The sequence below is a fragment of the Kribbella sp. NPDC050124 genome (assembly GCF_044460355.1).
Taxonomy (GTDB): Bacteria; Actinomycetota; Actinomycetes; order Propionibacteriales; family Kribbellaceae; genus Kribbella.
Genome location: NZ_JBITJU010000020.1, coordinates 125,003 through 149,861 on the forward strand (window position 1 = coordinate 125,003; position 24,859 = coordinate 149,861).

Below are 24,859 nucleotides of genomic sequence, written 5' to 3' on the forward strand. Positions count from 1 at the left end.
CCCGCCGGCCGGGGGCTGAGGAGACGGCTAGGGACAAGCCTGCTGGTGTCGGCCCGGTCGACATGTGACGATCGAGGGGACATGACTCAGCCAGCCAGCGCCGCGCCCACGGGCGGGTCCTCCACGCCGGGGACCCCTCCCGGGCCGCCGCACGGCCGTGGTGACCAAGACACCGGCCAGTGGCAGTACAAGGGCTGGGGGCCCCAGGGCCCGAGGCAGTACCAGGGCCCCTACGCCGCGTACGCCGGCCAGCAGGCACCGCCGTACGGCCCTCAGCAGCCACCGTACGGCGCTCCGCAAGGCCCACCGTACGAGCAGCCGCCGGTGCGCCGCGCCTACCGCCGTACCGACGGACGTGTGGTCGCTGGGGTCGCGGGCGGTGTGGCGGACCACCTCGGGGTGTCGGACACCGTCGTACGGCTGGTGCTGATCGCGGCCACGGTGTTCGGCGGGTTCGGCGTACTGATATACGCAGCGCTCTGGTTCCTGATGCCGCTGGGCACTCCCGCGATGCCGGCCGCGCCTGGGCTGGCGGCGCACACCCGGGGTGGCCTACGGACCGACCAGCCGCCGCCACAGCCGGTGACCGAGGCCAAGGAGCGGAAGAAAGAGAAGAGCCGCGGCCAGGTGACCGCCCTGGTGGTCGTCGGCATCGGTGTGCTGCTCCTGCTGCAGGTCGCCGGGCTCGGGATCGCCGGGAAGATGTTCTGGCCGCTGGTGTTCGCCGGCACCGGTCTGGCGCTGATCTGGCGGCAGGCCGACGAGAGCCAGAAGAGCGAGTGGGCGCAGTCGGTCCGGGTCCCGATCCTCGGCCTGGTGCTCGGCAAGGGCGGCTGGAAGTCGCTGGTCCGGATCGCCGTCGGCCTGATCCTGATCGGCACCGCGATCACGGTGTTCCTGGTCCAGAACGGCCGGCTCTCGATGGTCGGCGACGTACTGGTCGCGCTGCTGCTCGCCGTGGTCGGGATCGGCGTGATCGCCGGGCCGTGGGTGCACCGGCTGACCCGGGACCTGAACGCGGAGCGGGCAGAGCGCGTCCGGTCGCAGGAGCGCGCCGACATGGCCGCTCACCTGCACGACTCGGTGCTGCAGACGCTGGCCCTGATCCAGAAGCAGGCCAACGACCCGAAGGCCGTCGCACGGCTGGCCCGCTCGCAGGAGCGCGAGCTGCGGACCTGGCTGTACGACGAGGACGACAAGACCGACCAGACCCTCTCCGGCGCCGCCAAGCGGGCTGCAGCCGAGGTCGAGGACTCGCACGGGGTGCCGGTCGAGGTGGTGACGGTCGGGGACTGCGAGCTGACCGAGCCGCTGTCCTCGATGGTCCGCGCCGCGCGCGAGTCGATGGTGAACGCAGCCAAGCACTCCGGTGCGGCCAAGATCGACGTGTTCGTCGAGGTGGACGGCGACCGGGCGGAGATCTTCGTCCGGGACCGGGGCAAGGGATTCGACGTCGACGGCGTGCCGGAGGATCGGCTCGGCCTGCGGCACAGTGTGTTGGGCAGAATGGAACGGCACGGCGGCCGCGCGACGGTGCGGTCCGATCCGGAGACAGGGACCGAAGTGCGACTGGAGATGGACAGATGACCCAGAGGCGCGTTGTCGTCGTCGACGACCACGACATGTTCCGGGCCGGGGTGCGCAGCGAGATCGGCGCCGCGGTCGAGATCGTCGGTGAGGGCGCCGACGTCGACAGCGCCGTGAAGGCGATCGTCGGGACCGAGCCGGACGTCGTGCTGCTCGACGTCCACCTGCCCGGCGGCGGTGGCACCGAGGTGATGAAGCAGGTCCACCAGCGGCACCCGGACGTGAAGTTCCTGGCGCTGTCGGTGTCGGACGCCGCCGAGGACGTGATCGGCGTGATCCGGGCCGGCGCCCGCGGGTACGTCACCAAGAACATCAGCGGCGCCGAGCTGGTCGACGCGATCGGGCGGGTGGCGGACGGCGACGCGGTGTTCTCGCCGCGGCTGGCCGGGTTCGTACTGGACGCGTTCTCCGGTGCGATCGACATCGCCTCGGTGGACGAGGACCTGGACCGGCTGTCGCAGCGTGAGCGTGAGGTGCTGCGGCTGATCGCCCGCGGCTACGCCTACAAGGAGGTCGCCCGCGAGCTCTTCATCTCGGTGAAGACCGTGGAGACCCACGTCTCGTCCGTACTGCGCAAGCTCCAGCTCTCCAACCGGCACGAGCTCACCCGCTGGGCGACCGACCGCCGCCTGGTCTGAGCCCACCGGCCAAGACCACCACGTTGGCGGTCAGCCTCGTCGAGCGGACGTCAGTTCGGCTGCCAGGTGCTCGACGTACGTCGGACCGACTTGGGGAGGCCGGTGGCGCTGGGCGCGCCGAGCGCGACCTCACGCAGGCCGAGTCCGCGTGGTGCGAGGGCGGCGAGCTCCCACAGCCACAAGCCGATCCGGTAGCGGCCGTCGTCTTCACGTTCGAGCGCGCCACCCTGCAGGAGTTCATGGACCAGCCGGTGCGTCGTGGTCAGCGGCAGACCGGACCGGCGGCTGATCTCGGACAGCGTCTGCAGCGGCGTGCGATGGCTGAAGGTGCGGAGCACCGCCAGCAGCCTCGAGCTCACACTCGCCGTCATCCCGGCAGTATGGCGCGCCTTCCACTGAGCGGAAACCGCCCACTTCCGGAGAGCGGAAGACCGACCCGTTCAAGCGCTCGCTAGGGTTGCGCCCATGGACTTCCTGCACGACGTGCTGACCCTGCTGCACCTGGTCGGCTTCGCGGCCCTGTTCGGCGGGTTCTTCACCCAGCTGAAGTCGAAGGCGCCGGTGGTCAACGCGGCGATGCTGCACGGGGCGCTGACCCAGCTGGTCACCGGGGTGCTGCTGGTCGGGCTCGCGTCCGGTGTGAAGGACGACGACTTCACCGTCGACAACACCAAGATCGCGGTCAAGCTGGTCGTCGTGCTGGTGATCAGCGGGCTGGTGTTCGCGCACCGCAAGCGCCCGGCGATCAGCCGCGGCGTCTTCTTCGGGATCGGTGGCCTGACGCTGCTGAACGCGATCATCGCCGTCTTCTGGAACTGACCTACCGGTTGGACGACGTGTACGGCAGCAAGGCCATCTCGCGGGCGTTCTTGATCGCGCGGGCGACCTGCTTCTGCTGCTGCACGCTCAGCCCGGTGACACGCCGGGACCGGATCTTGCCGCGGTCGGAGATGAACTTGCGCAGCAGCGCGATGTCCTTGTAGTCGATGTAGGTGATGCCGTCGCGGTCGAGCGGGTTCTGCTTCGGCTTCCGCTTGCCGGTCGGCGCGGGGCGTCGGGGCATCGGGACCTCCTTGTTGAATGTCGTTTTCAATTAGGATAGCCGCTGTGTCGCGTTGTGGACAGGGCACGGATTCGCCACCCCGGCGAAGGCGCTGCGGGCTTGGCGGCTGTTATACCGTCGAGTGCTATGGAGCGGAATCTCACACCCGAACAGCTCGCGCTCTTCGAGAAGGAGTTCGTGTCGAACCCGCAGTACCGGGTGATGCAGAACGCCGTCACGCAGACGCCGGTGAACACCATCGCCCTCGACCGCCAGGTCGTCACCTCGATCGACCACTCCGTGTCGCATCTGCTCGACGACTGGAAGGTGACGAACCAGAAGAAGAGCGGCCGCTGCTGGCTGTTCGCCGGGCTGAACCTGCTCCGCGTCGGCGCGGCCGGGAAGCTCGGCGTGAAGGACTTCGAGTTCTCCCAGAACTACCTGCTGTTCTGGGACAAGATGGAGCGCTCGAACTTCTTCCTGGAGGCGATCATCGAGACCGCCGGCCGGAACGTCGACGACCGGACCGTGGCGCACCTGCTGTCCGACCCGATCGGCGACGGCGGCCAGTGGAACATGTTCGTCGCGCTGGTCCGCAAGCACGGCCTGGTGCCGAAGTCGGCGATGCCGGAGACCGAGAGCTCCTCCTCGACCGCCCAGCTGAACGACACCCTGCGCAAACTGCTCCGCCAGGGGGCCCGCGACCTGCGCGCGCTGGACGGTGTCGAGACGCGGCGCGACCGCAAGCAGGAGATCCTGACCACCGTGCACCGGGTGCTCAGCATCCACCTCGGCACGCCGCCGCAGAAGTTCCTGTGGCAGTGGAAGGACAGCGACAAGGGCTTCCACCGCGACGGCTGGACGACGCCGGCCGAGTTCGCGGCGGCCTACGTGCAACTGCCGGTGGACGACTACGTCTGCCTGGTGCACGACCCGCGCGCGTCCAGCCCGGTCGGCAAGACCTTCACCGTCGACTTCCTCGGCAACGTCATCGACGCGCCGCCGGTGGTGTACCTGAACGTCGACATCGAGCTGATGAAGCAGCTCACCCAGGACGCGATCGTCGGCGGCGAGCCGGTCTGGTTCGGCTGTGACGTCGGCAAGCAGATGAACGCCGACCTCGGCTACTGGGACGAGAAGCTGTACGACTACGGCTCGGTCTACGACGCCAAGTTCACCCTGGACAAGGCCGACCGGCTGCTGCACCACGAGACGTTGATGACGCACGCGATGCTGTTCACCGGCGTCGACGTCGTGGACGGCAAGCCGCGGCGCTGGCGGGTGGAGAACAGCTGGGGTGACGAGAAGGCGGACAGCGGCTTCTGGACCATGAACGACTCGTGGTTCGGCGAGCACGTCTTCGAGATCGCCGTACGGCGGTCCGCCCTGCCGGCCGAGCTCCAGGCCCGCCTCGACGAGTCGCCGATCGTCCTGCCCGCCTGGGACCCGATGGGCGCCCTAGCGCACTAGTACCAGTCCCAGAGCCTCGGCGGGTCGTTCGAGGGTCGGCAGGTGGCCGGCCCACGGCAGCTCGACGAGCTCGGCGTTCGGCAGCCGCTCGGCCAGGTAGGCCGCGCAGTTGCCGAACCACGCGAAGTCATGTGCGCCCGTGACCAACCTCACGGGCGCAGTGATCTTCTCCGGCTCGACCGGCCACTCCTCGTTGTCGACGTCGCCGGCGGCGAGCTGGACGTCGTACGCCCGCTTCTGCATGGTCCGAAGCAGCTCACGCGCCTCGTCGGAGGCGTCCGGGCCGATGAAGCTCCGCACCATGAGGTCCGTCGCGCCGTCGACGTCGTTCGCCTCCAGCAACTGCTCCTCCTCGCCCCAGACGGCGCGGAGGTCGTCGGTCGGCACCACCCCGTCGGTCGGCGCGCAGAGCAGCACCAAGCGGCTGAACCGCTCCGGGTGCCGACTGGCCGCCTGCTGCACGACATAGCCGCCGTACGACGCTCCGACCGCCTCGACCGTGTCGACGCCGAGCTCGTCGAGCACCGCGATCAGGTCGCCGGCGTCCGAGTACTTGGCCGCGGGCTCGAGCGGTGTCTCGCCGTACCCGCGGAGGTCCAGCGTGATCACCCGGTGGTCCTGGCTCAGCTCGTCGACCTGCCTGGCCCACATCCGGGCATCAGCCACTCCGGCGTGCACCAGGAGCAGCGCCGGCCCGTCCCCAACCACCCAATGAGCAATCGTCATGCCCGAACCATCGCCGCTGACACCACGGATCGCAAACCGATTAGCCGAGGCGGATGACGGTGAAGGCCTCGGCGTGGTGGTTCGCCGGGAGGCCGGCGTCGCGGGCGTTCTGCTGCGACCAGCGCCGCATGTTGGCGGCGAGCGTCTCCGGATCGCGGTGCTGGCTGGCGTGGGACAGCAGCGCGGCGATCTTCTGCTCGATGGTGTCGGTGATGTCGACCCAGTGGTTGCGTTCGGGGTGTTCCATCATCCACAGCTCGCCGACGTCCCAGGCCTCCTCGGTCAGGTCGTCGTACGCGTAGGGGTTGCCGGCGGCGGGGTAGAAGGCGCGGACGGTCGCCTCAGCGGTGGCGAGGTGGTCGGGGTGGGACACCTGCAGGCGTGACCACCAGCGTTCGGGTGACTGGGTGAGCAGGCGCTGCGGACGGACCTGGCGGATCAGCCGGGTGAGGTCGCGGACCAGCTGCGGGCTCGCCTCGACCTGGCCGTCGACGTATCCGAGGAAGTGCAGGTCGCGGACGCCGACGTGCTCGGCGGCCGTCGTCTGCTCGGCCCGGCGTACGGCGGGAATCTCGGCCCGGTCCCGGTCCGGCTCGAAACCACCCGCCTGACCGTCGGTGACGATGCAGTAGTGCACCTCGATCCCGGCCTTGGTCCAGCCGGCGACCGTCCCCGCGCCGCCGAAGTCGATGTCGTCGGGGTGCGCGACCACGACCAGCACTCGCTCGATCTCGCTGTCCGGCCGCGGATTCCCCTCAGGCACGCTCACCTCACAGACCCTAGTCGACGGACGCCGACAGGCGTTCTGCCTTCCAGGTGGCCGCAGGATGCGGTGACGACGAGGTCCGGTGGGATCCGGCTTAGGTCTTGACGACATCGGCGTGGCGACTGCATTGTTGCTTGTGTCGCAATGCTGTGCAGGATACGCAACAGGGAGGCTTCAGGATGGTGGGACGTCGAACTGTCGTCATCGGTGCCGGAGTCGTGGGCGCCGCGCTCGCGGACGAGCTGTCCGCCCTCGGCTGGACCGACATCGTCGTCCTCGACCAGGGCGACCTGCCGGCCACCGGCGGCTCCACCTCGCACGCCCCCGGCCTGGTGTTCCAGGCCAGCGGGTCCAAGGTGCTGACCGACCTCGCGCGCTACACCGTCGAGAAGTTCGTCGGGCTGGAGCACGAGGGTCAGTCGTGCTTCCTCCAGGTCGGCGGCCTGGAGGTCGCGACGACGCCGGAGCGCCTGGCGGAGATCCACCGCCGGCACGGCTGGCTCACCTCCTGGGGCGTCGAGGCGGAGGTGGTCGACGCGGAGCGCTGCGTCGAGCTGCACCCGCTGGTCGACCGTGAGCGGGTGCTCGGCGGGTTGCACTGCCCGACCGACGGCCTGGCCAAGGCGCTGTGGGCGGTCGAGGCCCAGATCGACCGGGCGAAGAGTCGCGGGGTGAAGTTCCTGCCCCGGCACGAGGTCACCGGCATCTCGGTCGAGGACGGGAAGGTCGTGGGGGTCGTCATCGACCATGGTGAGATCCCGGCCGACGTGGTCGTGTGTTGTGCCGGCATCTGGGGACCGAAGGTCGCGGCCCTGGTCGGCATGAACCTGCCGCTGACCCCGCTGGCGCACCAGCTCGCGTGGACCGGCCCGATTCCGGCGCTGGCCGGCCAGACCGAGGAGGCGGTCCGCCCGATCCTTCGTCACCAGGACGCCGACCTCTACTACCGCGACCGGTTCGACCAGCTCGGTATCGGCTTCTACGGCCACCGGCCGATGCCGATCGACGCGAACGACCTGGTGTCGGTCGAGGACGCCGACGTGATGCCGTCCGTCCTCGAGTTCACCCCTGACGACTTCGCCCCGGCCTGGGACGAGACCCAGTCGCTGCTTCCCCCGACCGCCGACGCGAAGATCGAGGAAGGGATCAACGGCGTCTTCTCCTTCACGCCCGACGGCATGCCGCTGCTCGGTGAGTCACCGGAGGTCTCCGGCTTCTGGGTCGCGGAAGCCGTGTGGGTGACGCATTCGGCCGGCGTCGGCCGTGCCGTGGCCGAGTGGCTGGCCAACGGGCACAGCGAGAGCTTCGACCTGCACGAGTGCGACGTGAACCGGTTCGAGGACTACCAGCTCGTGCCGGAGTACATCCTCGAGCGCGACTGCCAGAACTTCGTCGAGGTCTACGACATCCTCCACCCCCTGCAGCCGATGGACTCGCCCCGGGAAGTCCGCACCTCGCCGTACTACGCACGGCAGCAGGAGCTCGGCGCCTTCTTCCTGCCGGCCAACGGCTGGGAGCGCCCGCAGTGGTACGAGGCCAACAAAGGCCTCCTCGACCGCTACCAGGTCCCGCAGCCGAACGACTGGGCCGCGCGGTACTGGTCGCCGATCGTCGGCGCCGAGGCCCAGGCGACGCGCGAAGGGGTCGCGATGTACGACATGACCGCGCTCAAGCGCCTGACGGTCACCGGCCCCGGGGCGACGGCGTTCCTGCAGCGCCTGACGACCGGAAACGTCGACCGGACCGTCGGCTCGGTGATCTACACCCTGCTGCTCGACGTCGACGGCGGTATCCGCAGTGACGTCACCATTGCGCGCCTGGGCCCGAACCACTACCAGGCCGGTGTCAACGGCGCCCTCGACACCGACTGGTTCAACCGCTTCCTGCCCGCGGACGGGTCGGTCGTGGTCACGGACATCACGCCGGGCACGTGCTGCATCGGCCTGTGGGGCCCCAAGGCCCGCGAGGTCCTCAGCGGGCTCACGGATGCGGACCTGACCAATGACGGCCTGAAGTACTTCCGGGCCGCCCGATTCAGCATCGGCAATGTCCCGGTCACCGCGATGCGCCTGTCCTACGTCGGCGAGCTGGGCTGGGAGATCTACACCACGGCCGACCTGGGTCTCCGGCTGTGGGACACCATCTGGGACGCCGGCCAGGATCACGGCCTCATCGCCGCCGGTCGCGGTGCGTTCAACAGCCTCCGGCTGGAGAAGGGGTACCGCTCGTTCGGCGCCGACATGACCTTCGAGCACGACCCGTACGAAGCTGGGGTCGGCTTCGCCGTGAAGCTCGACAAGGGTGACTTCATCGGCCGGGACGCGCTGCTGCGCCGGAAGGAGAACCGGACGCGCACGCTCGCGTGCCTGACCGTCGACGAGCCGGCGGACGTTGTCGTGGGCAAGGAGCCGGTGTTCGCCGACGGCCGCCCGGCCGGCTACGTCACCAGCGCCGCCTTCGGCTACACGATCGGCAAGGGCATCGCCTACGCCTGGTTGCCGGCCGACGTCGCCACCCCCGGAACCCCGGTCGAGATCGGCTACTTCGGCCGCCGGGTCCAGGCCGTCGTCGCCGCCGAGCCGCTGTTCGACCCGACGATGACCCGCCTGCGCGGCTGACCCTCACCCTGCTGGTTCCACGTCTGCAAGGAGCACAGACAGTATGACCATCACCGAGCACAAGACCCTCCCGGAGAGCTTCCTGCCGACGCTGCCGGGATCCGCCTACTCGGACCCCGAGCTCTTTGCCCGCGAGCAGGAGCTCATCTTCGAGCAGCTGTGGTTCTGCGCGATCCGGTCCGGCGACATCGCCACGCCGGGCGCCTTCCGGACGGTCCAGATCGGCCGCGAGAGCATCCTGATCACCCGCTCGCGACGCGGCGAGGCGCGCGCCTTCTTCAACATCTGCCGGCACCGCGGCGCCAAGCTCTGCACCGAGGAGTCCGGGGAGACGCAGCGCGCCTTCCAGTGCCCGTACCACGCCTGGACCTACGACCTCGACGGCAAGCTGGTCGCCGCCCCCAACCTGACCAAGATGCCGGACATCGACCGGGTCGAGTACGGACTCCGCAAGGTCCACGTCCGGGAATGGCTGGGCTACGTGTGGGTCTGCCTGGCGCCGGACGCGCCGTCGTTCGACGAGACGGTCGTCGGCGCGGTCCGGACCCGGCTCGGCGACGTCGAGTCGATCGAGCACTACGGCGTGCAGAACCTCGAGCTGGGCCGCCGGATCACGTACGACGTGAAGGCGAACTGGAAGCTGATCATCGAGAACTTCATGGAGTGCTACCACTGCGCGACCATCCACCCGGAGCTCACCGAGGTGCTGCCGGAGTTCGCCGACGGCTTCGCCGCGCAGTACTTCGTCGGCCACGGCGCACTGTTCGGCGACGAGATCAAGGGGTTCACCGTCGACGGCTCCGAGGGCCTCGACCGGATCCCGGGTGTCTCCGACGACCAGGACCGCCGCTACTACGCGGTCACGATCCGCCCGCAGGTCTTCGTCAACCTGGTTCCGGACCACGTGATCATCCACCGGATGTTCCCGCTCGCCCCCGACCACACGATCGTCGAGTGCGACTGGCTCTACCTGCCCGACGTTGTTGCTGAAGGCAAGGACCTGTCGAAGTCCGTCGAGCTCTTCCACCGGGTGAACCAGCAGGACTTCGACGCCTGTGAGCGCTGCCAGGCCGCCACCGACTCGCGGATGTACGCCGACGGTGGCGTCCTGGTGCCGAGTGAGCACCACATCGCCGAGTTCCACCAGTGGGTCCTCGACTCGCTCAACCCGAACACCTGACGGCCATCCGCGCTCCGGAAGGAAGACGATCGTGACGACGAACGACACCGCGCGGGCGGGCACTGTCCTCGACCGCAGCCTGGCCGACCTCGACCCGGAGATCGCTGCCGCGGTCGGCCTCGAACTGGTCCGCCAGCAGACGACGCTGGAGATGATCGCGTCGGAGAACTTCGCGCCCCGAGCCGTCATGCAGGCTCAGGGCTCGGTGCTGACGAACAAGTACGCCGAGGGCTACCCGGGGCGCCGGTACTACGGCGGCTGCGAGCACGTCGACGTGGTCGAGCAACTCGCCATCGACCGGGTCAAGGCACTGTTCGGCGCCGAGGCGGCCAACGTCCAGCCGCACTCCGGCGCCCAGGCGAACGCGGCCGCGATGTTCGCGCTGCTCGACCCCGGGGACACCATCCTCGGTCTGGATCTGGCCCACGGCGGTCACCTGACGCACGGGATGCGGATCAACTTCTCCGGCAAGCTCTACAACGTCGTGGCCTACCAGGTGTCCGACGACGCCACCCAAGGTCAGCGCGGCCGGATCGACATGGCCGAGGTCGAGCGGCTGGCCGTCGAGCACCGGCCGAAGCTGATCGTGGCCGGCTGGTCGGCGTACCCGCGGCAGCTCGACTTCGCCGAGTTCCGCCGGATCGCGGATCTCGTCGGCGCCTACCTGATGGTGGACATGGCGCACTTCGCCGGGTTGGTCGCGGCCGGGCTGCACCCGAACCCGGTGCCGTACGCCGACGTCGTCACGACCACGACGCACAAGACGCTCGGCGGTCCTCGCGGTGGAGTCGTGCTGAGCAAGGCCGAGCTGGCGAAGAAGATCAACTCGGCGGTCTTCCCCGGCCAGCAGGGCGGTCCGCTCGAGCACGTGATCGCGGCCAAGGCGGTGGCGTTCAAGCTGGCGGCTGCGGAAGAGTTCCGCGACCGCCAGGAGCGCACGCTCGAAGGCGCGCAGCTCCTGGCCCGACGGCTGTCGGCGGCCGACGTCGCCGCCGCCGGGATCTCGGTCCTCACCGGCGGGACCGACGTTCACCTGGTCCTCGTCGACCTGCGCAACAGTGAGCTCGACGGGCAGCAGGCCGAGGACCGGCTGCACTCGATCGGGATCACCGTGAACCGCAACGCGGTGCCCTTCGACCCGCGGCCGCCGATGATCTCGTCGGGCCTGCGGATCGGCACGCCGGCGCTCGCGACCCGTGGGTTCGACGCGGTGGCCTTCGAGGAGGTCGCGGACATCATCGCCGCCGCGCTGACCGGGTCCGGGGATCCGGAGCAGGCCGCCGGGCTGCGTGGCCGGGTCGAGGCGCTCGCGTCCAAGTTCCCGCTGTACCCCCCGCAGGAGGACTGAGATGGCCAAGCCGCTTCCGGAGCACCCCGCCTGGCTGTGGCGGGACCCGAATCCCAAGTCGTCGTACGACGCGATCGTCGTCGGCGGTGGCGGTCACGGCCTCGCCACGGCGTACTACCTGGCGAGCAATCACGGGATGACCAACATCGCCGTCCTCGAGAAGGGCTGGCTCGCGGGCGGCAACATGGCTCGCAACACCACGATCATCCGTTCCAACTACCTGTGGGACGAGAGCGCGGCGATCTACGAGTTCGCGCTGAAGCTGTGGGAGCAACTGCCGGCCGAGCTCGACTACGACTTCCTGTTCAGCCAGCGCGGCGTGCTGAACCTCGCGCACACGCTGCAGGACGTCCGCGACTCGGTACGGCGGGTCGAGGCGAACCGGCTGAACCGGGTGGACGCCGAGTGGCTGGAGCCCGACGAGGTCGCGAAGGTCTGCTCGATCGTCAACGTCTCGCCCGACGTGCGCTATCCGGTCCTGGGCGCGACGTTCCAGCCGCGGGCCGGGATCGCCAAGCACGACCACGTCGCCTGGGCCTTCGCGCGCGCGATCGACGCGATGGGGGTGGACATCATCCAGAACTGCGAGGTCACCGGGTTCGTCAAGGACGGCAACCGGGTCGTCGGGGTCGAGACCACGCGCGGCCGGATCAACGCCGGCACCGTCGGCCTGGTCGCGGCCGGTCACAGCAGCGTGCTCGCCGAGAAGGCGGGCTTCCGGCTGCCGGTCCAGTCGCACCCCTTGCAGGCGCTCGTCTCCGAGCTCTACGAGCCGGTGCACCCGACCGTGGTGATGTCGAACTACGTCCACGTGTACGTCTCGCAGGCGCACAAGGGCGAGCTCGTGATGGGTGCGGGGGTGGACGCCTACAACGGCTACGGCCAGCGCGGCTCGTTCCACGTGATCGAGCGGCAGATGGCGGCTGCGCTGGAGCTGTTCCCGATCTTCGGCCGCGCGCACCTGCTGCGGACCTGGGGCGGCATCGTGGACGTCGCCCCGGACGCCTCGCCGATCATCGGAGCCACCCCGGTGGACAACCTCTACGTCAACGCCGGCTGGGGCACCGGCGGTTTCAAGGCCACGCCGGCGGCCGGCTGGGCGATGGCGCACACGATGGCGACCGGCGAGCCGCACGAGCTGAACCGGCCCTTCGGCCTGGAGCGGTTCACGACCGGTGCGCTGATCGACGAGCACGGCGCGGCCGGCGTCGCCCACTGATCCGAGAGCCCGAGAAGGAGCACCTCCGATGCTGCAGCTGAAGTGCCCGTGGTGCGGACTGCGGGACGAGACCGAGTTCCACTACGGCGGCCAGGCCCACGTCCCGTATCCCGAGGACCCTGGTGCGCTCACCGACGACGAGTGGGCGCAGTACCTGTTCTTCCGGGACAACCCGAAGGGACCCTTCGCCGAGCGGTGGTCGCACAGCGTCGGCTGCCGCCGGTGGTTCAACGTCGTCCGCGACACCCGGACCTACGAGGTCCTGGCCGTGTACACCGCTGCGGATCCGCGTCCCGACCTCACAGCAGGAGGCAGCCGATGAACAGGCAGTCCCACCGGCTTCCGACGGGCGGCCGGATCGACCGGAGCACGGTGCTCACGTTCACCGTCGACGACGTCGAGTACGTCGGGCACCCCGGCGATACCGTCGCGTCCGCGCTGCTCGCGAACGGGCGGGTGCGAGTCGGCGACTCGATCTACCGCAAGCGCCCGCGCGGCATCCTGGCGGCCGGTCCGGAGGAGCCGAACGCGTTGCTCCAGGTGCATGGCGAACAGTCCGAGCCGATGGTGCCGGCGACGGTTCGTGAGCTGGCCGACGGCTTCAGCGCGAGCACCCTGTCCGGACTCGGCGTACTGGATCCTGAGCCTGACACGGCGACGTACGACAAGAAGTTCGTGCACACCGAGGTCCTGGTCGTCGGCGCCGGCCCGGCGGGGCTTGCGGCCGCGCTGTCGGCGGCGCGCTCCGGCGCACGCGTCGTTCTGCTCGACGAACAACCGGAGCTGGGCGGTTCGTTGCTCTCCGCCCGGACCGAACTCGTCGACGGTCAGCCGGCGGACGATTGGCTGGCCGCCACTACCGCGTCGCTGGCCGCCGCGCCGGAGGTCACGGTCCTCACTCGCACGTCGGCGTTCGGCTCGTACGACGACAACTACGTCCTCGCGGTCGAGAACCGGGCGGCAAGCAGCCTGGTCCCGCGGGCTCCTGGTGTGTCGCGCCAGCGCGTGTGGCACATCCGCGCCGGCCAGGTCGTCCTGGCGACCGGCGCCCACGAGCGGCCGTCGGTCTTCGCGGGCAACGACACCCCCGGCGTGCTGCTGGCGGGTGCCGTGCGGACGTACCTCAACCGGTACGCCGTCGCGCCGGGCCGCAAGGCGGTTGTCGCGACCACCAACGACAGCGCGTACGACACGGTCGAGGACCTCGTCGCCGCCGGCGTCGAGGTCGTCGCCGTACTCGATGCTCGCGACGGGCTCTCTGCCCGCGCGGCTGAGATCGCCGACAGCGGAGTGCGCGTCGTTCCGGGCAGCACGGTCGAACGGGCCGAGGGTGACCCGGCCACCGGTCTGCTCGCCAAGGTGGACGTGGGAAGGCTGGGCGAACGGGACGAGGTCGAGTTCGCCGAGACGCTGGACGCCGACCTGCTGGCGGTCTCCGGCGGCTGGAGCCCACTCGTCCACCTGCACAGCCAGCGGCAGGGCACCCTGAGATGGGATGACGCGCTGGCCGCCTTCGTGCCTGGCAATGTGGTGAAGAACCAGCGGGTCGCAGGCTCCGCCCGCGGAACCGTGACGCTCGCCGACTGCCTGCGCGAGGGTGCGATCGCCGGCGCCGAAGCCGCGACGGCGACCGGGTTCGCGGTCGAACCGCTCGCCATCGGTGCGTCGCCCCGCCGGTCCGGCGCCGGCGAGACCCGGCAGCTCTGGCTCATCGCCGGAGTCGGCGGTGAACCCGGCGAGTGGGACGACCACTTCGTGGATCTGCAGCGCGACCAGACGGTCGCGGACGTCTGGCGGGCCACCGGCGCAGGGATGCGCAGCGTGGAGCACGTGAAGCGCTACACCTCGATCGGCACCGGCCAGGACCAGGGCAAGACCTCGGGCATCAACGCGATCGGCGTGATCGCGGCCGCCCTCGGTGGTGAGGGAATCGGCGCCGTGGGTACGACGACCTATCGGGCGCCGTACTCGCCGGTGTCGTTCGCCGCACTCGCCGGCCGGGAGCGTGGCGAACTGTTCGACGCGCAGCGGACCACGCCGATCCACGACTGGCACGTCGAGGCGGGGGCGGAGTTCGAGGTCGTCGGGCAGTGGCTGCGCCCGTGGTACTACCCGCAGCCGGGGGAGGACCTCGAGGCCGCGGTCGAGCGGGAGTGCCGGGCCGCGCGCACCGGCGTCGGCATGATGGACGCCTCCACCCTCGGCAAGATCGAGGTGCAAGGCCCCGACGCCGGCGAGTTCCTGAACCGCATCTACACCAACGCGTTCAAGAAGCTGCCGATCGGCTCGGCCCGGTACGGCGTGATGTGCACGGCCGACGGGATGATGTTCGACGACGGGGTGACGCTGCGGCTCGCCGACGACCGGTACTTCCTCACGACCACGACCGGTGGCGCCGCCGGCGTCCTCGATTGGCTCGAGGAGTGGCTGCAGACCGAGTGGCCGGACCTGCAGGTGTACTGCACCTCGGTGACCGAGCAGTGGTCGACCGTGGCCGTCGTCGGCCCGCGCTCGCGTGACGTCGTCGCCCGGGTGGCGCCCGAGCTGGACGTGTCGAACGAGGCGTTCGGGTTCATGACGTTCCGCGAGACGGTGCTCGCGTCGGGCGTTCCGGCCCGGATCTGCCGGATCTCGTTCTCCGGCGAGCTCGCCTTCGAGATCAACGTGTCCGGCCGGCACGGCCGGGCGGTCTGGGAGGAGGTCTACGCAGCCGGGCTGGACTTCGGCATCACGCCGTACGGCACCGAGACGATGCACGTCCTGCGGGCGGAGAAGGGGTACCCGATCGTCGGCCAGGACACCGACGGCACGGTCACGCCGCAGGACGCGGGGATGGAGTGGGTCGTGTCGAAGGTCAAGGACTTCGTCGGCCGGCGCTCGTACACGCGCGCCGAGAACCAGCGCGCCGATCGCAAGCACCTCGTCGGCCTGCTGCCGGTCGACCGCGCCACGCGGCTGCCCGAAGGAAGCCAGGTGATCGCCAGTGGCGAGCAGGTCGCCGGCGGCTCGGACCCGGTTCCGATGCTCGGCCACGTGACGTCCAGCTACCACAGCGCGGCCCTGGAGCGCCCGTTCGCGCTCGCCCTGGTCAAGGGCGGACGGGATCGCATCGGAGAAGTGCTGGTGTCGCCGGTCGGCGACCGGCTCGTCGAGGTGGAAGTGACCTCGCCCGTGCTCTACGACCCCGAAGGGACGAAGCGAGATGGCTGAACAGAGTGCGCTGCAGGAGCTTCCGTTCTTCAGCATGGTGAGCTTGCGCGTCGATCCGGACTCCGCCGCGGCCCGAGGCATCGAGTGCGTCCTGGAGTCTGCGCTGCCGGGCACCTGCGGGGAGGTCTCCCGGCGCGGCGAGCAGGTGGTGCTGTGGCTGGGGCCTGACGAGTGGCTGATCGTGTCGGAGCCGGCGGTGGCTGACGTTGCCGCCCGCCTCCGCGTCGCCGCGGGCGACGGGCACGTGGCCATCGTCGATGTCTCGGCGAACCGCACGGTGCTGGAGCTCTCCGGGCCGCACGTGCGGGAGGTCCTCGAGAAGGGCTGCCCGGTCGACCTGCATCCCCGAGTGCTGGCCGACGACACGGCGGTCCTCACGACCCTCGCACGGGTTCCCGTCCTGCTCTGGAAGGTCGACCGTACGACGTTCCGGATCCTGCCGCGTACCTCGTTCAGCTCGTACGTCGCCACATGGCTGCTCGACGCCATGCAGGAGTTCGCTGCCTGATGGCGCTCTCGGCGTTCGATCTCTACTCCGTCGGCATCGGGCCCTCCTCGTCGCACACGGTCGGGCCGATGCGGGCTGCGAAGCGGTTCGTGGACGGGCTCGCCGGCTCCGGCCGGCTGGCCGCCGTCCGCCGGGTCCGGGCCGAGCTGTTCGGGTCACTCGGAGCGACCGGACACGGCCACGGTTCGCCGAAGGCCGTCGTCCTCGGCCTCGAGGGCGAGGACCCGGCGACCACGGACACAGCGCGGGCCGACGCCCGGATCGACGAGATCCGCGAGACCGGTTTGCTCCTCCTGAACGGCGCCTGCCGGATCGGGTTCGACGTGGACACCGATCTGGTCATGCACCGGCGCAAGAGCCTGCCGGCCCACCCGAACGGGATGACGTTCGCCGCCTTCGACGAGGACGGCGTCCAGCTCGAGTTCCGGACGTACTACTCCGTCGGCGGCGGCTTCGTCGTCGACGAGGCGGCCACCGGCGCGGACCGCGTCGTCCTCGACGACACCCAGGTCAAGTTCCCGTTCTCCACGGGCGCGGAACTGCTGGCAATCTGCGAGCGCGAGCGGATGTCGATCAGTGATGTGATGCTGGCCAACGAGCAGGCCTGGCGCACCGAGGACGAGATCCGGGCCGGGATGCTGCACCTGTGGTCGGTCATGGTCGAGTGCGTCGAACGCGGCTTCCACCGGGAAGGGGTGCTTCCCGGTGGCCTCCGGGTACCCCGGCGCGCCCCCGGACTGTTCCGGGAGCTGTCCCGCAAGGGGTACGACGATCCGCTGCATGTCGTCGACTGGGTGAACCTCTACGCGCTCGCCGTCAACGAGGAGAACGCGTCCGGCGGGCGCATCGTGACGGCGCCCACCAATGGCGCAGCGGGGATCATCCCGGCGGTCCTGCACTACTACGTCCACTTCGTCCCAGGAGCCGACGAGGACGGCGTCGTACGGTTCCTGCTGACTGCGGCGGCGGTCGGCATCCTGTTCAAGACGAACGCCTCGATCTCCGGGGCGGAGGTCGGCTGCCAGGGCGAGGTCGGCTCGGCCTGCTCGATGGCGGCCGGTGGGCTCGCCGAGGTCCTCGGCGGCACACCGGCGCAGGTGGAGAACGCCGCGGAGGTCGGCATCGAGCACAACCTGGGCCTCACCTGTGACCCCGTCGGCGGCCTGGTCCAGATCCCGTGCATCGAGCGGAACGCGATCGCCTCGATGAAGGCCATCAACGCGGCGCGCCTGGGCGTCAACGGCGACGGCAGCCACAAGGTGAGCCTGGACAAGGCGATCAAGACGATGCGGGACACCGGTCGCGACATGTTGGTCAAGTACAAGGAGACGGCGCGCGGCGGCCTCGCCGTCAACGTGATCGAGTGTTGAGGATCGAACAGGACAACGCGGTCCAGCCCCTTGCCAGGGACTGGACCGCGTTCGGTTGGTTCAGTGGCCGCGCGCGATCCACGCTTCCAGGTCGCCGCTCTCCGCGCCGATGGACGTGTCGCCACCATGGCCGGTGTGGACGACCGTCTCGCTCGGGAGGCTCAGCAGCTTGTCCCGGATCGAGTCGATGATCGTGGGGAAGTCGCTGTACGAGCGCCCGGTCGCACCAGGCCCGCCCTGGAAGAGCGTGTCGCCGGTGAAGACTGCGCCGAGCTCCTTGCTGTAGAAGCAGCAAGCGCCAGGCGCGTGACCGGGAGTGTGCACCGTCCGCAGGCTGATGCCGGCGACCTCGAATTCCTTGCCGTCGGCAAGTTCCTCGTCGGGCGCGGAGTTGTGCACCTGATCCCAGAGCACCCGGTCGTCCGGGTGCAGGTACGAGCGGGCGCCGGTCGCCGTACACAGCTCCTTGGCCGCGTTGACGTGGTCGTTGTGCGCGTGGGTGAGCAGAACGGCGCGCACGGTGCGTCCGGCGACGGCGGCGACGATCGGGTCCGCCGAGTGGGCGGCGTCGATGACGACGCATTCGTTCTCGTCGCCGATCACCCAGACGTTGTTCTCGACGTCCCAGCTGCCGCCGTCGAGGCTGAAAGTGCCCGCGGTCACCACGCGGGTGATTCCGGCTCCGCTCACAGCTCGACCACCGAGCGCAGGACCTCGCCCTTGTGCATCTTCGCGAACGCGTCCTCGACCTCGTCGAGCGCGATCGTCTCGGTGATGAACTCGGCCAGCGGGAACCGGCCCTGCTGCGCCAGATCGACCAGCATCGGGAAGTCGCGGGACGGCAGGCAGTCGCCGTACCAGGACGACTTCAGCGCGCCGCCACGGCCGAAGACCTCCAGCAGCGGCAGGGTGATCTCGCTGTCCGGCGACGGTACGCCGACGAGGACGACCGTGCCGGCCAGGTCGCGGGCGTAGAACGCCTGCTCGTAGGTCTCGGGACGCCCGACCGCCTCGACGACGACATCGGCGCCGAAGCCACCGGTCAGCTTGCGGATCGCCTCGACGGCGTCCTCCTCGCGGGAGTTGACGGTGTGGGTCGCCCCGAACTGCTTGGCCCAGTCGAGCTTGCGGTCGTCGACGTCGACCGCGATGACGGTGGAGGCGCCGGCCAGCGCCGCACCTGCGATGGCGGCGTTCCCGACGCCGCCGCAGCCGATCACGGCGATCGAGTCGCCGCGTCCGACGCCACCGGTGTTCACCGCCGCGCCGAACCCGGCCATGACACCACAGCCGAGGAGACCGGCGGCCGCGGCCGGCGCGTTCGGGTCGACCTTGGTGCACTGCCCGGCCGCGACCAGCGTCTTCTCCAGGAAGGCGCCGATGCCCAGGGCCGGCGACAGCGGGGTGCCGTCGGTCAGCGTCATACTCTGCTTGGCGTTGTGGGTGTCGAAGCAGTACTGCGGCTTGCCTTTCAGACACGCGCGGCACTGGCCGCACACGGCACGCCAGTTGAGGATGACGAAATCGCCCGGAGCGACCTCGGTGACACCCTCGCCGACCGACTCGACCACTCCGGCGGCCTCGTGTCCGAGCAGGTACGGGAACTCGTCGCCGATACCGCCTTCGCGGTAGTGCAGGTCGGTGTGGCAGACGCCGCACGCCTGGACTTTCACCACGGCCTCGCCGGGACCGGGGTCGGGAACGACGATGTCGACGACTTCGACCGGCGCTCCCTTGCTGCGGGCGATGACTCCCTTGACGGTGACGGGCATGGTTCTCCTTGTTCTCGGGGGTTGCTGCGTTCAGCGGAAGACGACAGTCCGGTTGCGGTCCAGGAGGACCCGGTGCTCACTGTGCCAGCGGATCGCGCGCGCCAGCACCTGGGCCTCCACGTCGCGGCCCGCGGCGGTCATGTCGGCGGGGTCGAGCGAGTGGTCGACCCGGGCGACGTCCTGCTCGATGATCGGTCCCTCGTCCAGGTCCGACGTCACGTAGTGCGCGGTGGCGCCGATCAGCTTGACCCCGCGGGTGTGCGCCTGGTGGTACGGCTTGGCGCCCTTGAAGCTCGGCAGGAACGAGTGGTGGATGTTGATCGCCCGGCCCTCGAGCTTGCCGCACAGCTCGTTCGACAGCACCTGCATGTAGCGGGCCAGGACGACGAGGTCGACGTCGAGGGAGTCCACCAGTTCGAGCAGCCGCGCCTCGGCCTCCGGCTTGGTCTCCGGGGTGACCGGCACGTGGAAGAACGGGATCCCGTTGGCGTCGGCGACGGCCTCGAAGTCACGGTGGTTGGAGACGATGCCGGGGATCTCGAGGTTGAGGGCGCCGGTACCGGTGCGGAAGACGAGGTCGTTCAGGCAATGGCCGAAGCGAGAGACCAGCAGCAGGGCGCGGGTCGGCGTGTGCATGTCGTGCAGCTGCCACGCCATCGCGAACTGACTCGCGATCGCGGCGAAGTCCTGGCGCAGCGACTCGACGGTGGCGCCGTCCAGCCGGAACTGGACCCGCATGAAGAAGGTGTCGGTCAGGCGGTCGTCGAACTGCTGGCTGGCGCTGATGTTTCCGCCGTGCTCCATCACGAAGCGGCTGACCGCGAAAACGATGCCGGGCGCCTCCGGGCAGGTCAGCGTGAGGACGTATTCGTGGCCGGCGGGGGGATGAGGCGCCATCGGGGTCTCCTTTGCGTATTACACAACAGCATGAGCAATACGCAACAGACTGCCTTTCGGAGGCGGGCCTGGTCAAGAGGGTGCGGAGCCGTTTTTCGGCCGCCGTTCGCACCGTGCCCAGGCATGCGAGCAGGCCGGGAGGCGGGCCCGTTCCTGGGTCCGTCTCCCGGCCCGCTGCCGGCTGTCGCGGTGCTAGCCGACCGGTGTGCGCGAGGCCGGCGCGGTGCCGTTGGGCGTCGGCGTGAGCGCCTCGTCGTCGTACTCCTCGAGGGTGGGCGCGACCTTCCGGCGTCCTGGGCGCGGAGCCGGGTCAGGCTCGTTGCGGAGCTCCTTCACCAGTGACACGGCAGCGCCGATCATCACGAACATGAAGGGGAAGGCGGCGAGGATACACAGCGTCTGCAGGGCCGAGAGTCCGCCGGCCAGCAGCAGGATGCCGGCCACGGCGCCGGTCATCACTCCCCAGAAGATGGTCACCAGCGTGCGGGGTTCCCGGCAGCCTCGGCAGGACAGCATGGCCATCACGAGCGAGGCGGCGTCCGCGCCGGAGATGAAGAAGAAGGCCACCAGGATCACGACGATCAGCGCGGTCACCGCGAACCAGGGATACTGCCGCAGGAGCTCGAACAGTGCCGTCTCCTGCCCCCGTTCGAGGGCGCCGGCCAGGTCGGTGCCGCCGAGTTGCAGGTTGATCGAGATGCCGCCCAGGATCGAGAACCAGACGAAGGTGACCACGCTCGGCGCCAGCACGACGCCGAAGACGAACTCGCGGATGGTGCGGCCGCGCGAGATGCGCGCGATGAAGGCGCCGACGAACGGCGTCCACGACATCCACCAGGCCCAGTAGAAGATCGTCCAGCCGCCGAGCCAGTCCTGGCCGCCGAACGCGCCGGCCCGGAAGCTCATCGGGACGATCTGGTACAGGTAGTCGCCCGCGGACTCGGTGAACGTGCTGAGGATGAAGACGGTCGGGCCGACCACGAACAGGAAGAACAGCAGCGCGACGGCGAGCACCATGTTCAGGTTCGAGAGGTACTGGACGCCGCGGTGCACCCCGCTGACAGCCGACACGATGAACGCCAGTGTGAGCAGCGCGATGATGCAGATGGCGACCGGCGTCGACTTGGGGACGTCGTAGAGCTGGTTCAGGCCGGAGTTGATCTGCAGGGCGCCGAGACCGAGGGACGTGGCCGAGCCGAACAGGGTGGCCAGGATCGCGAAGCTGTCGATGGCCCGGCCGGCGCCGCCTTCGGAACGCTTGCCGAGCAGCGGGAAGAACGTCGAGCTGATCAGGTTCGCGCGGCCGTGGCGGAAGGAGAAGTACGCCAGCGCCAGTCCGATGACGGCGTACATCGCCCACGGGTGGAACGCCCAGTGGAAGAACGAGTACTGGATGGCGAGCTGCGCGCTCTCCTGGCTGTTGGGCTCGGCCAGCCCCAGCGGTGGGGTGCTCAGGTGCGACAGCGGCTCGGCGACGCCGTAGAACATCAGCCCGATGCCCATGCCGGCGCTGAACATCATGGTGACCCAGCTGACCGTCCTGAACTCGGGCCGCTCGTCGTCACGGCCGAGCCGGATCCGGCCGAACCGGCTGCAGGCGAGGACGACGGCCAGTACGACGAAGCCCGTGCTCGCCAGCACGAACAGCCATCCGAAGCTCTTGATCACCCAGGCAAGCGCATCGCCGGAGACACTGGCCAGCCCTTTGTTGTCGAGGATGCCCCACAGGATGAATGCGAGCGCCAAGGCGGCCGACACCGCCAGGACGAGCCGGTCGACCGGTAGGCGGACGAACCGATCAGGGTGATCCGACGTGGACGGATTCTCGGGGTTGGTTGACATTGCGAAGAGTCCCTTCAGTGGGTTCCACGTGCCCGGGCGCTCTCGACTGTAGGACTGTGTTGTGTGATCCGCAACACCTTGCGGTAAATGAAACAAAAGGTAACCAGGTGGACATGCCGAGGCGCGAGCGGGGCGACGCCGGCCGCTCGTTGGACAAGGGTGTGGTCTAGCCCAGCCAGCCCATGCGGTGGCTGATCCGGCTGCCGGCCAGCTTGAGGTCTTCCTCGGTGCTCTTGATGCGCGCCTTGTCGTAGCGGTAGGCCGGGCCGGATGCGCTCAACGCCCCGACCACCTCTCCGGTGTGGTCGCGGACCGCTGTCGCGGCGGCATTGAGGCCGACCTCGAGCTCCTCGAAGGCGGTGGCCAGGCCGGTCTCCCGGACCTCGGCCAACTGGTCGAGCAGGGCCTTCCGTGAGGTCACGGTGTTCTCGGTGAGCTTCGGCAGGCCGGCTTGGTCCAGGATCGAGTCGCGCTGCTCGTCCGGCATGTAGGCCAGCAGGATCTTCCCGCTGGACGTCGCGTGCAGCGGGGTCAGCTGGCCGACCCAGTTCTGGCTGGCGACGGCCGCCGTACTGCGTGACTGCTGCACGTTGACCGCGTAGTGCTCGCGGACCACGGCGAGGTTGATCGTCTCGTCGAACTGCAGTGCCAGGTCGTCCATGATCGGCTGGGCCTGGCGGGCCATGTCGATGCGGGTCGGGATGGCGCTCGCCAGCCGCAGGATGCCGAAGGCGAGCTGGTACTTGCCGCGATCGGTGTTCTGCTCGACCAGGTCGCGCTCCTCCAGCGCCGCGAGCAGCCGGAAGGCCGTCGACTTGTGGACGCCGATCTCCGCGGCGACCTCGCTCACGCCCGCGTGGCCCTCGCGCGCGAGGATCTCGAGCACTGTGATGGCCCGGTCGACGGACTGCACGCCGCCTTGGCTGTCGCCGCGGCTGGTGCCTCGTCCGGTCGCATTCTGCTCCCCGTTGCTCATAGCGCAACCCTACCCGTTAGGAACTGTTAACCCCAGGACGCCGCCCGTGAATTGTGACCGACCTCGCTCCGGCTCTTGACAGCAGCTGTTCTGGCTTCTCAAACTGTTGCGCATTGCGCGATCAGTTGTGCTATTCGCACCGAGGTGGAGAACATGATCCGAGTCTGTCCGCTCTCCGCACTACCCCCAGGAGAGGCGCTGCGCGTCGATGCCGAGCCGCCCATCGCGGTGTTCCACACCGAGGCGGGCGAGCTCTTCGCCGTCGACGACACCTGCACCCACCAGGACGCGTCGCTCGCCGACGGCTGGCTGGAGGGCTGTGAGATCGAGTGCCCGTTGCACGCGTCGAAGTTCGACCTGCGCACCGGTGCGGTCGACGCGCCGCCGGCCAAGCGGCCGATCCGGACGCACACGGTGCGCGTCGAGGACGAGCACATCTGTGTGGAGCTGTCCGACGCCGAGCCCAACCTCCCTCCGGGCGTGACGTTCGGGGCGAAGTCATGAGGACGATCGTGGTCGTCGGGGCCTCGCTCGCGGGCCTCTACGCGGCGCAAGCGCTGCGGACACAGGGATTCGACGGCGAGGTCGTCGTCATCGGCGACGAAGTGCGCAGGCCCTACGACCGGCCGCCGCTGTCGAAGGAGTTCCTGGCCGGCCGGATCGACGCCGACGTGCTGTTCCTCGAGTCGGCCGACGACGACCTGCAGGCGCGCTGGCTGCTCGGGACGCCCGCGGTGTCGCTGTGCACGAACACCCGGGAGGTGCTCCTGGCCGACGGCGCCCGGATCGCCGCCGACGGAGTCGTCATCGCGACCGGGGCCCGGCCACGGACATTGCCGGGTACGACGACGCCGCCCGGCGTCCACGTGCTGCGGACGATCGACGACGCCGTCGCGCTTCGGTCCGAGTTGCTGCCGGGAGCGCGTCTCGTGGTGATCGGCGCCGGCTTCATCGGCGGTGAGGTCGCCGCGACGGCGAAGGCGCTCGGACTCGACGTCACCGTGGTCGAGGCCATGCCTTCGCCGCTGGCCGGACCACTCGGTGTGGAGGTCGGTGCCGTCGTGAGCGGGTTGCACGAGGCGCACGGCGTCACGCTCCGGTGCGGCGTCGGCGTGCGCGGACTGGCCGGCCGCGAGCGGGTCGAAGGTGTCGAGCTGACGGACGGCACGGTACTGCCCGCTGACGTGGTCGTGGTCGGCATCGGGGCGATTCCGAACGTCGAATGGCTCACCGGCTCTGGCGTTGCCGTCGGCAACGGGATCGAGTGCGACCACCAGGGTCGCACCAGCATCCCCGGCGTCGTGGCAGTCGGCGACTGCGCGGCCTGGCAGGACTTACGGCTCGGTCGTCAGCACCGCGTCGAGCACTGGACCGGAGCCATGGAGCGACCGGCCACCGCCGTCGCGGCTCTGCTCGGCGGAGACGGGGTGAGCGAGCACCGTCCGGTCGGTGTCCCCTACTTCTGGTCCGACCAGTACGACGTACGGATCCAGTTCGCCGGTCACGCCGCGGAAGCCGACTCGGTGACGATCGAGGCCGGAACGGCGGACAGTCATGACGTTCTGGCCGTCTACCGCCGCGGCGACGTCCCCGTCGGTGTCCTGGGCATGAACCAGACCCGCCAGTTCGGTCGGTGGCGGCGGCAGCTCAACACCGCGGTTCCGGTCTGACGTGCTGTCCCACGAGTCTC

23 protein-coding genes are annotated in these 24,859 nt (G+C 69.6%); 14 read left to right on the plus strand and 9 right to left on the minus strand.

All coding sequences use genetic code 11. The features are described 5' to 3' along the window. Positions 1–81 precede the first annotated feature (81 nt). Both ACIBL3_RS34535 and ACIBL3_RS34540 read left to right on the plus strand, forming a co-directional pair. Positions 82–1,587 carry a PspC domain-containing protein gene (locus ACIBL3_RS34535; RefSeq protein ID WP_396358030.1) on the plus strand — a complete coding sequence of 502 codons (1,506 nt, stop codon included), beginning with the start codon at positions 82–84 and terminating at the stop codon, positions 1,585–1,587. Next, positions 1,584–2,225, plus strand: coding sequence for a response regulator (locus ACIBL3_RS34540; RefSeq protein WP_396358031.1), 642 nt, complete (start codon positions 1,584–1,586; stop codon positions 2,223–2,225). The genes ACIBL3_RS34535 and ACIBL3_RS34540 overlap by 4 nt, the downstream gene beginning before the upstream one ends. 50 nt (positions 2,226–2,275) lie before the next feature. On the opposite strand, the gene ACIBL3_RS34545 is transcribed toward ACIBL3_RS34540, so the two are convergent. Then, positions 2,276–2,596 carry a helix-turn-helix domain-containing protein gene (locus tag ACIBL3_RS34545; protein WP_396358032.1) on the minus strand — a complete coding sequence of 107 codons (321 nt, stop codon included), beginning with the start codon at positions 2,594–2,596 and terminating at the stop codon, positions 2,276–2,278. A 94-nt stretch (positions 2,597–2,690) separates the two neighbouring features. Here ACIBL3_RS34545 and ACIBL3_RS34550 point away from each other — a divergent pair, with 94 nt between their 5' ends. Next, positions 2,691–3,044, plus strand: a complete 354-nt coding sequence (locus ACIBL3_RS34550) for a hypothetical protein (protein WP_396358033.1) — start codon at positions 2,691–2,693, stop codon at positions 3,042–3,044. Position 3,045: 1 nt separating this feature from the next. Here ACIBL3_RS34550 and rpsR read toward each other — a convergent pair whose 3' ends face one another. Further along, a complete protein-coding gene (gene rpsR / locus ACIBL3_RS34555) occupies positions 3,046–3,288 on the minus strand; it encodes a 30S ribosomal protein S18 (protein WP_396358034.1) in 243 nt (80 codons plus the stop codon). Positions 3,289–3,414: 126 nt separating this feature from the next. On the opposite strand from rpsR, the gene ACIBL3_RS34560 reads away from it, so the two are divergent. Next, positions 3,415–4,737, plus strand: a complete 1,323-nt coding sequence (locus ACIBL3_RS34560) for an aminopeptidase C (RefSeq protein ID WP_396358035.1) — start codon at positions 3,415–3,417, stop codon at positions 4,735–4,737. Here ACIBL3_RS34560 and ACIBL3_RS34565 read toward each other — a convergent pair. After that, positions 4,726–5,463 (minus strand): alpha/beta fold hydrolase, encoded by a 738-nt coding sequence (locus ACIBL3_RS34565; RefSeq protein WP_396358036.1) that lies wholly within the window; start codon positions 5,461–5,463, stop codon positions 4,726–4,728. The genes ACIBL3_RS34560 and ACIBL3_RS34565 overlap by 12 nt on opposite strands. A gap of 40 nt (positions 5,464–5,503) precedes the next feature. Continuing rightward, the gene (locus tag ACIBL3_RS34570) at positions 5,504–6,232 is read right to left on the minus strand and encodes a PIG-L deacetylase family protein (RefSeq protein ID WP_396358037.1); all 729 of its coding nucleotides are present in this window, start codon (positions 6,230–6,232) and stop codon (positions 5,504–5,506) included. 176 nt (positions 6,233–6,408) lie between these two features. Here ACIBL3_RS34570 and ACIBL3_RS34575 point away from each other — a divergent pair, with 176 nt between their 5' ends. The 8 genes from ACIBL3_RS34575 to ACIBL3_RS34610 are packed head-to-tail and all read left to right on the plus strand — an operon-like array spanning position 6,409 to position 17,682. Further along, a complete protein-coding gene (locus ACIBL3_RS34575; RefSeq protein WP_396358038.1) occupies positions 6,409–8,847 on the plus strand; it encodes an FAD-dependent oxidoreductase in 2,439 nt (812 codons plus the stop codon). Positions 8,848–8,890: 43 nt separating this feature from the next. Continuing rightward, positions 8,891–10,027 (plus strand): aromatic ring-hydroxylating dioxygenase subunit alpha, encoded by a 1,137-nt coding sequence (locus tag ACIBL3_RS34580; protein ID WP_396358039.1) that lies wholly within the window; start codon positions 8,891–8,893, stop codon positions 10,025–10,027. Positions 10,028–10,058: 31 nt separating this feature from the next. Beyond that, positions 10,059–11,375 (plus strand): serine hydroxymethyltransferase, encoded by a 1,317-nt coding sequence (gene glyA / locus ACIBL3_RS34585; protein WP_396358040.1) that lies wholly within the window; start codon positions 10,059–10,061, stop codon positions 11,373–11,375. A gap of 1 nt (position 11,376) precedes the next feature. Next, positions 11,377–12,594: a sarcosine oxidase subunit beta family protein gene (locus tag ACIBL3_RS34590; protein ID WP_396358041.1), complete on the plus strand. Its 1,218-nt coding sequence runs from the start codon at positions 11,377–11,379 to the stop codon at positions 12,592–12,594. 28 nt (positions 12,595–12,622) lie between these two features. Continuing rightward, the gene (locus tag ACIBL3_RS34595; protein WP_396358042.1) at positions 12,623–12,916 is read left to right on the plus strand and encodes a sarcosine oxidase subunit delta; all 294 of its coding nucleotides are present in this window, start codon (positions 12,623–12,625) and stop codon (positions 12,914–12,916) included. Beyond that, positions 12,913–15,804 (plus strand): 2Fe-2S iron-sulfur cluster-binding protein, encoded by a 2,892-nt coding sequence (locus ACIBL3_RS34600; protein ID WP_396358043.1) that lies wholly within the window; start codon positions 12,913–12,915, stop codon positions 15,802–15,804. The genes ACIBL3_RS34595 and ACIBL3_RS34600 overlap by 4 nt, the downstream gene beginning before the upstream one ends. Beyond that, positions 15,797–16,312 (plus strand): sarcosine oxidase subunit gamma, encoded by a 516-nt coding sequence (locus tag ACIBL3_RS34605; protein WP_396358044.1) that lies wholly within the window; start codon positions 15,797–15,799, stop codon positions 16,310–16,312. Before ACIBL3_RS34600 ends, ACIBL3_RS34605 begins: the two co-directional genes overlap by 8 nt. Continuing rightward, entirely contained in the window at positions 16,312–17,682 is a 1,371-nt protein-coding gene (locus tag ACIBL3_RS34610) for an L-serine ammonia-lyase (RefSeq protein WP_396358045.1), read from the plus strand. Before ACIBL3_RS34605 ends, ACIBL3_RS34610 begins: the two co-directional genes overlap by 1 nt. Before the next feature lie 60 nt (positions 17,683–17,742). Here the strand turns inward: ACIBL3_RS34610 and ACIBL3_RS34615 are convergent, their stop codons facing one another. The 5 genes from ACIBL3_RS34615 to ACIBL3_RS34635 all read right to left on the minus strand — a co-directional run bounded on the left by ACIBL3_RS34615 (position 17,743) and on the right by ACIBL3_RS34635 (position 23,169). Continuing rightward, positions 17,743–18,372 carry an MBL fold metallo-hydrolase gene (locus ACIBL3_RS34615; RefSeq protein WP_396358047.1) on the minus strand — a complete coding sequence of 210 codons (630 nt, stop codon included), beginning with the start codon at positions 18,370–18,372 and terminating at the stop codon, positions 17,743–17,745. Beyond that, positions 18,369–19,454: an S-(hydroxymethyl)mycothiol dehydrogenase gene (locus ACIBL3_RS34620; RefSeq protein ID WP_396358048.1), complete on the minus strand. Its 1,086-nt coding sequence runs from the start codon at positions 19,452–19,454 to the stop codon at positions 18,369–18,371. Before ACIBL3_RS34620 ends, ACIBL3_RS34615 begins: the two co-directional genes overlap by 4 nt. Positions 19,455–19,484: 30 nt before the next feature. After that, positions 19,485–20,351, minus strand: coding sequence for a formyltetrahydrofolate deformylase (gene purU, locus ACIBL3_RS34625; protein WP_396358049.1), 867 nt, complete (start codon positions 20,349–20,351; stop codon positions 19,485–19,487). Between the two features lie 192 nt (positions 20,352–20,543). Continuing rightward, a complete protein-coding gene (locus tag ACIBL3_RS34630) occupies positions 20,544–22,193 on the minus strand; it encodes a BCCT family transporter (protein ID WP_396358050.1) in 1,650 nt (549 codons plus the stop codon). A gap of 166 nt (positions 22,194–22,359) precedes the next feature. Next, positions 22,360–23,169, minus strand: coding sequence for an IclR family transcriptional regulator (locus tag ACIBL3_RS34635; RefSeq protein WP_396358051.1), 810 nt, complete (start codon positions 23,167–23,169; stop codon positions 22,360–22,362). A 153-nt stretch (positions 23,170–23,322) separates the two neighbouring features. Here ACIBL3_RS34635 and ACIBL3_RS34640 point away from each other — a divergent pair, with 153 nt between their 5' ends. Both ACIBL3_RS34640 and ACIBL3_RS34645 read left to right on the plus strand, forming a co-directional pair. Then, positions 23,323–23,673 (plus strand): bifunctional 3-phenylpropionate/cinnamic acid dioxygenase ferredoxin subunit, encoded by a 351-nt coding sequence (locus ACIBL3_RS34640; RefSeq protein WP_396358052.1) that lies wholly within the window; start codon positions 23,323–23,325, stop codon positions 23,671–23,673. Then, positions 23,670–24,839, plus strand: coding sequence for an NAD(P)/FAD-dependent oxidoreductase (locus ACIBL3_RS34645; RefSeq protein WP_396358053.1), 1,170 nt, complete (start codon positions 23,670–23,672; stop codon positions 24,837–24,839). The genes ACIBL3_RS34640 and ACIBL3_RS34645 overlap by 4 nt, the downstream gene beginning before the upstream one ends. Positions 24,840–24,859: the final 20 nt, after the last annotated feature.

Excerpts from the sequence above, each read along its gene's own strand:
- ACIBL3_RS34580 (WP_396358039.1), top strand. The coding sequence starts at position 8,891 with ATGACCATCACCGAGCACAAGACCCTCCCGGAGAGCTTCCTGCCGACG.
- ACIBL3_RS34645 (WP_396358053.1), top strand. The coding sequence starts at position 23,670 with ATGAGGACGATCGTGGTCGTCGGGGCCTCGCTCGCGGGCCTCTACGCG.
- ACIBL3_RS34640 (WP_396358052.1), top strand. The coding sequence starts at position 23,323 with ATGATCCGAGTCTGTCCGCTCTCCGCACTACCCCCAGGAGAGGCGCTG.
- ACIBL3_RS34550 (WP_396358033.1), top strand. The coding sequence starts at position 2,691 with ATGGACTTCCTGCACGACGTGCTGACCCTGCTGCACCTGGTCGGCTTC.
- ACIBL3_RS34630 (WP_396358050.1), bottom strand. The coding sequence starts at position 22,193 with ATGTCAACCAACCCCGAGAATCCGTCCACGTCGGATCACCCTGATCGG.
- ACIBL3_RS34595 (WP_396358042.1), top strand. The coding sequence starts at position 12,623 with ATGCTGCAGCTGAAGTGCCCGTGGTGCGGACTGCGGGACGAGACCGAG.
- ACIBL3_RS34590 (WP_396358041.1), top strand. The coding sequence starts at position 11,377 with ATGGCCAAGCCGCTTCCGGAGCACCCCGCCTGGCTGTGGCGGGACCCG.
- ACIBL3_RS34600 (WP_396358043.1), top strand. The coding sequence starts at position 12,913 with ATGAACAGGCAGTCCCACCGGCTTCCGACGGGCGGCCGGATCGACCGG.
- ACIBL3_RS34535 (WP_396358030.1), top strand. The coding sequence starts at position 82 with ATGACTCAGCCAGCCAGCGCCGCGCCCACGGGCGGGTCCTCCACGCCG.
- ACIBL3_RS34560 (WP_396358035.1), top strand. The coding sequence starts at position 3,415 with ATGGAGCGGAATCTCACACCCGAACAGCTCGCGCTCTTCGAGAAGGAG.
- ACIBL3_RS34575 (WP_396358038.1), top strand. The coding sequence starts at position 6,409 with ATGGTGGGACGTCGAACTGTCGTCATCGGTGCCGGAGTCGTGGGCGCC.
- ACIBL3_RS34545 (WP_396358032.1), bottom strand. The coding sequence starts at position 2,596 with ATGACGGCGAGTGTGAGCTCGAGGCTGCTGGCGGTGCTCCGCACCTTC.
- ACIBL3_RS34605 (WP_396358044.1), top strand. The coding sequence starts at position 15,797 with ATGGCTGAACAGAGTGCGCTGCAGGAGCTTCCGTTCTTCAGCATGGTG.
- ACIBL3_RS34620 (WP_396358048.1), bottom strand. The coding sequence starts at position 19,454 with ATGCCCGTCACCGTCAAGGGAGTCATCGCCCGCAGCAAGGGAGCGCCG.
- ACIBL3_RS34635 (WP_396358051.1), bottom strand. The coding sequence starts at position 23,169 with ATGAGCAACGGGGAGCAGAATGCGACCGGACGAGGCACCAGCCGCGGC.
- purU (WP_396358049.1), bottom strand. The coding sequence starts at position 20,351 with ATGGCGCCTCATCCCCCCGCCGGCCACGAATACGTCCTCACGCTGACC.
- ACIBL3_RS34610 (WP_396358045.1), top strand. The coding sequence starts at position 16,312 with ATGGCGCTCTCGGCGTTCGATCTCTACTCCGTCGGCATCGGGCCCTCC.
- rpsR (WP_396358034.1), bottom strand. The coding sequence starts at position 3,288 with ATGCCCCGACGCCCCGCGCCGACCGGCAAGCGGAAGCCGAAGCAGAAC.
- ACIBL3_RS34540 (WP_396358031.1), top strand. The coding sequence starts at position 1,584 with ATGACCCAGAGGCGCGTTGTCGTCGTCGACGACCACGACATGTTCCGG.
- ACIBL3_RS34565 (WP_396358036.1), bottom strand. The coding sequence starts at position 5,463 with ATGACGATTGCTCATTGGGTGGTTGGGGACGGGCCGGCGCTGCTCCTG.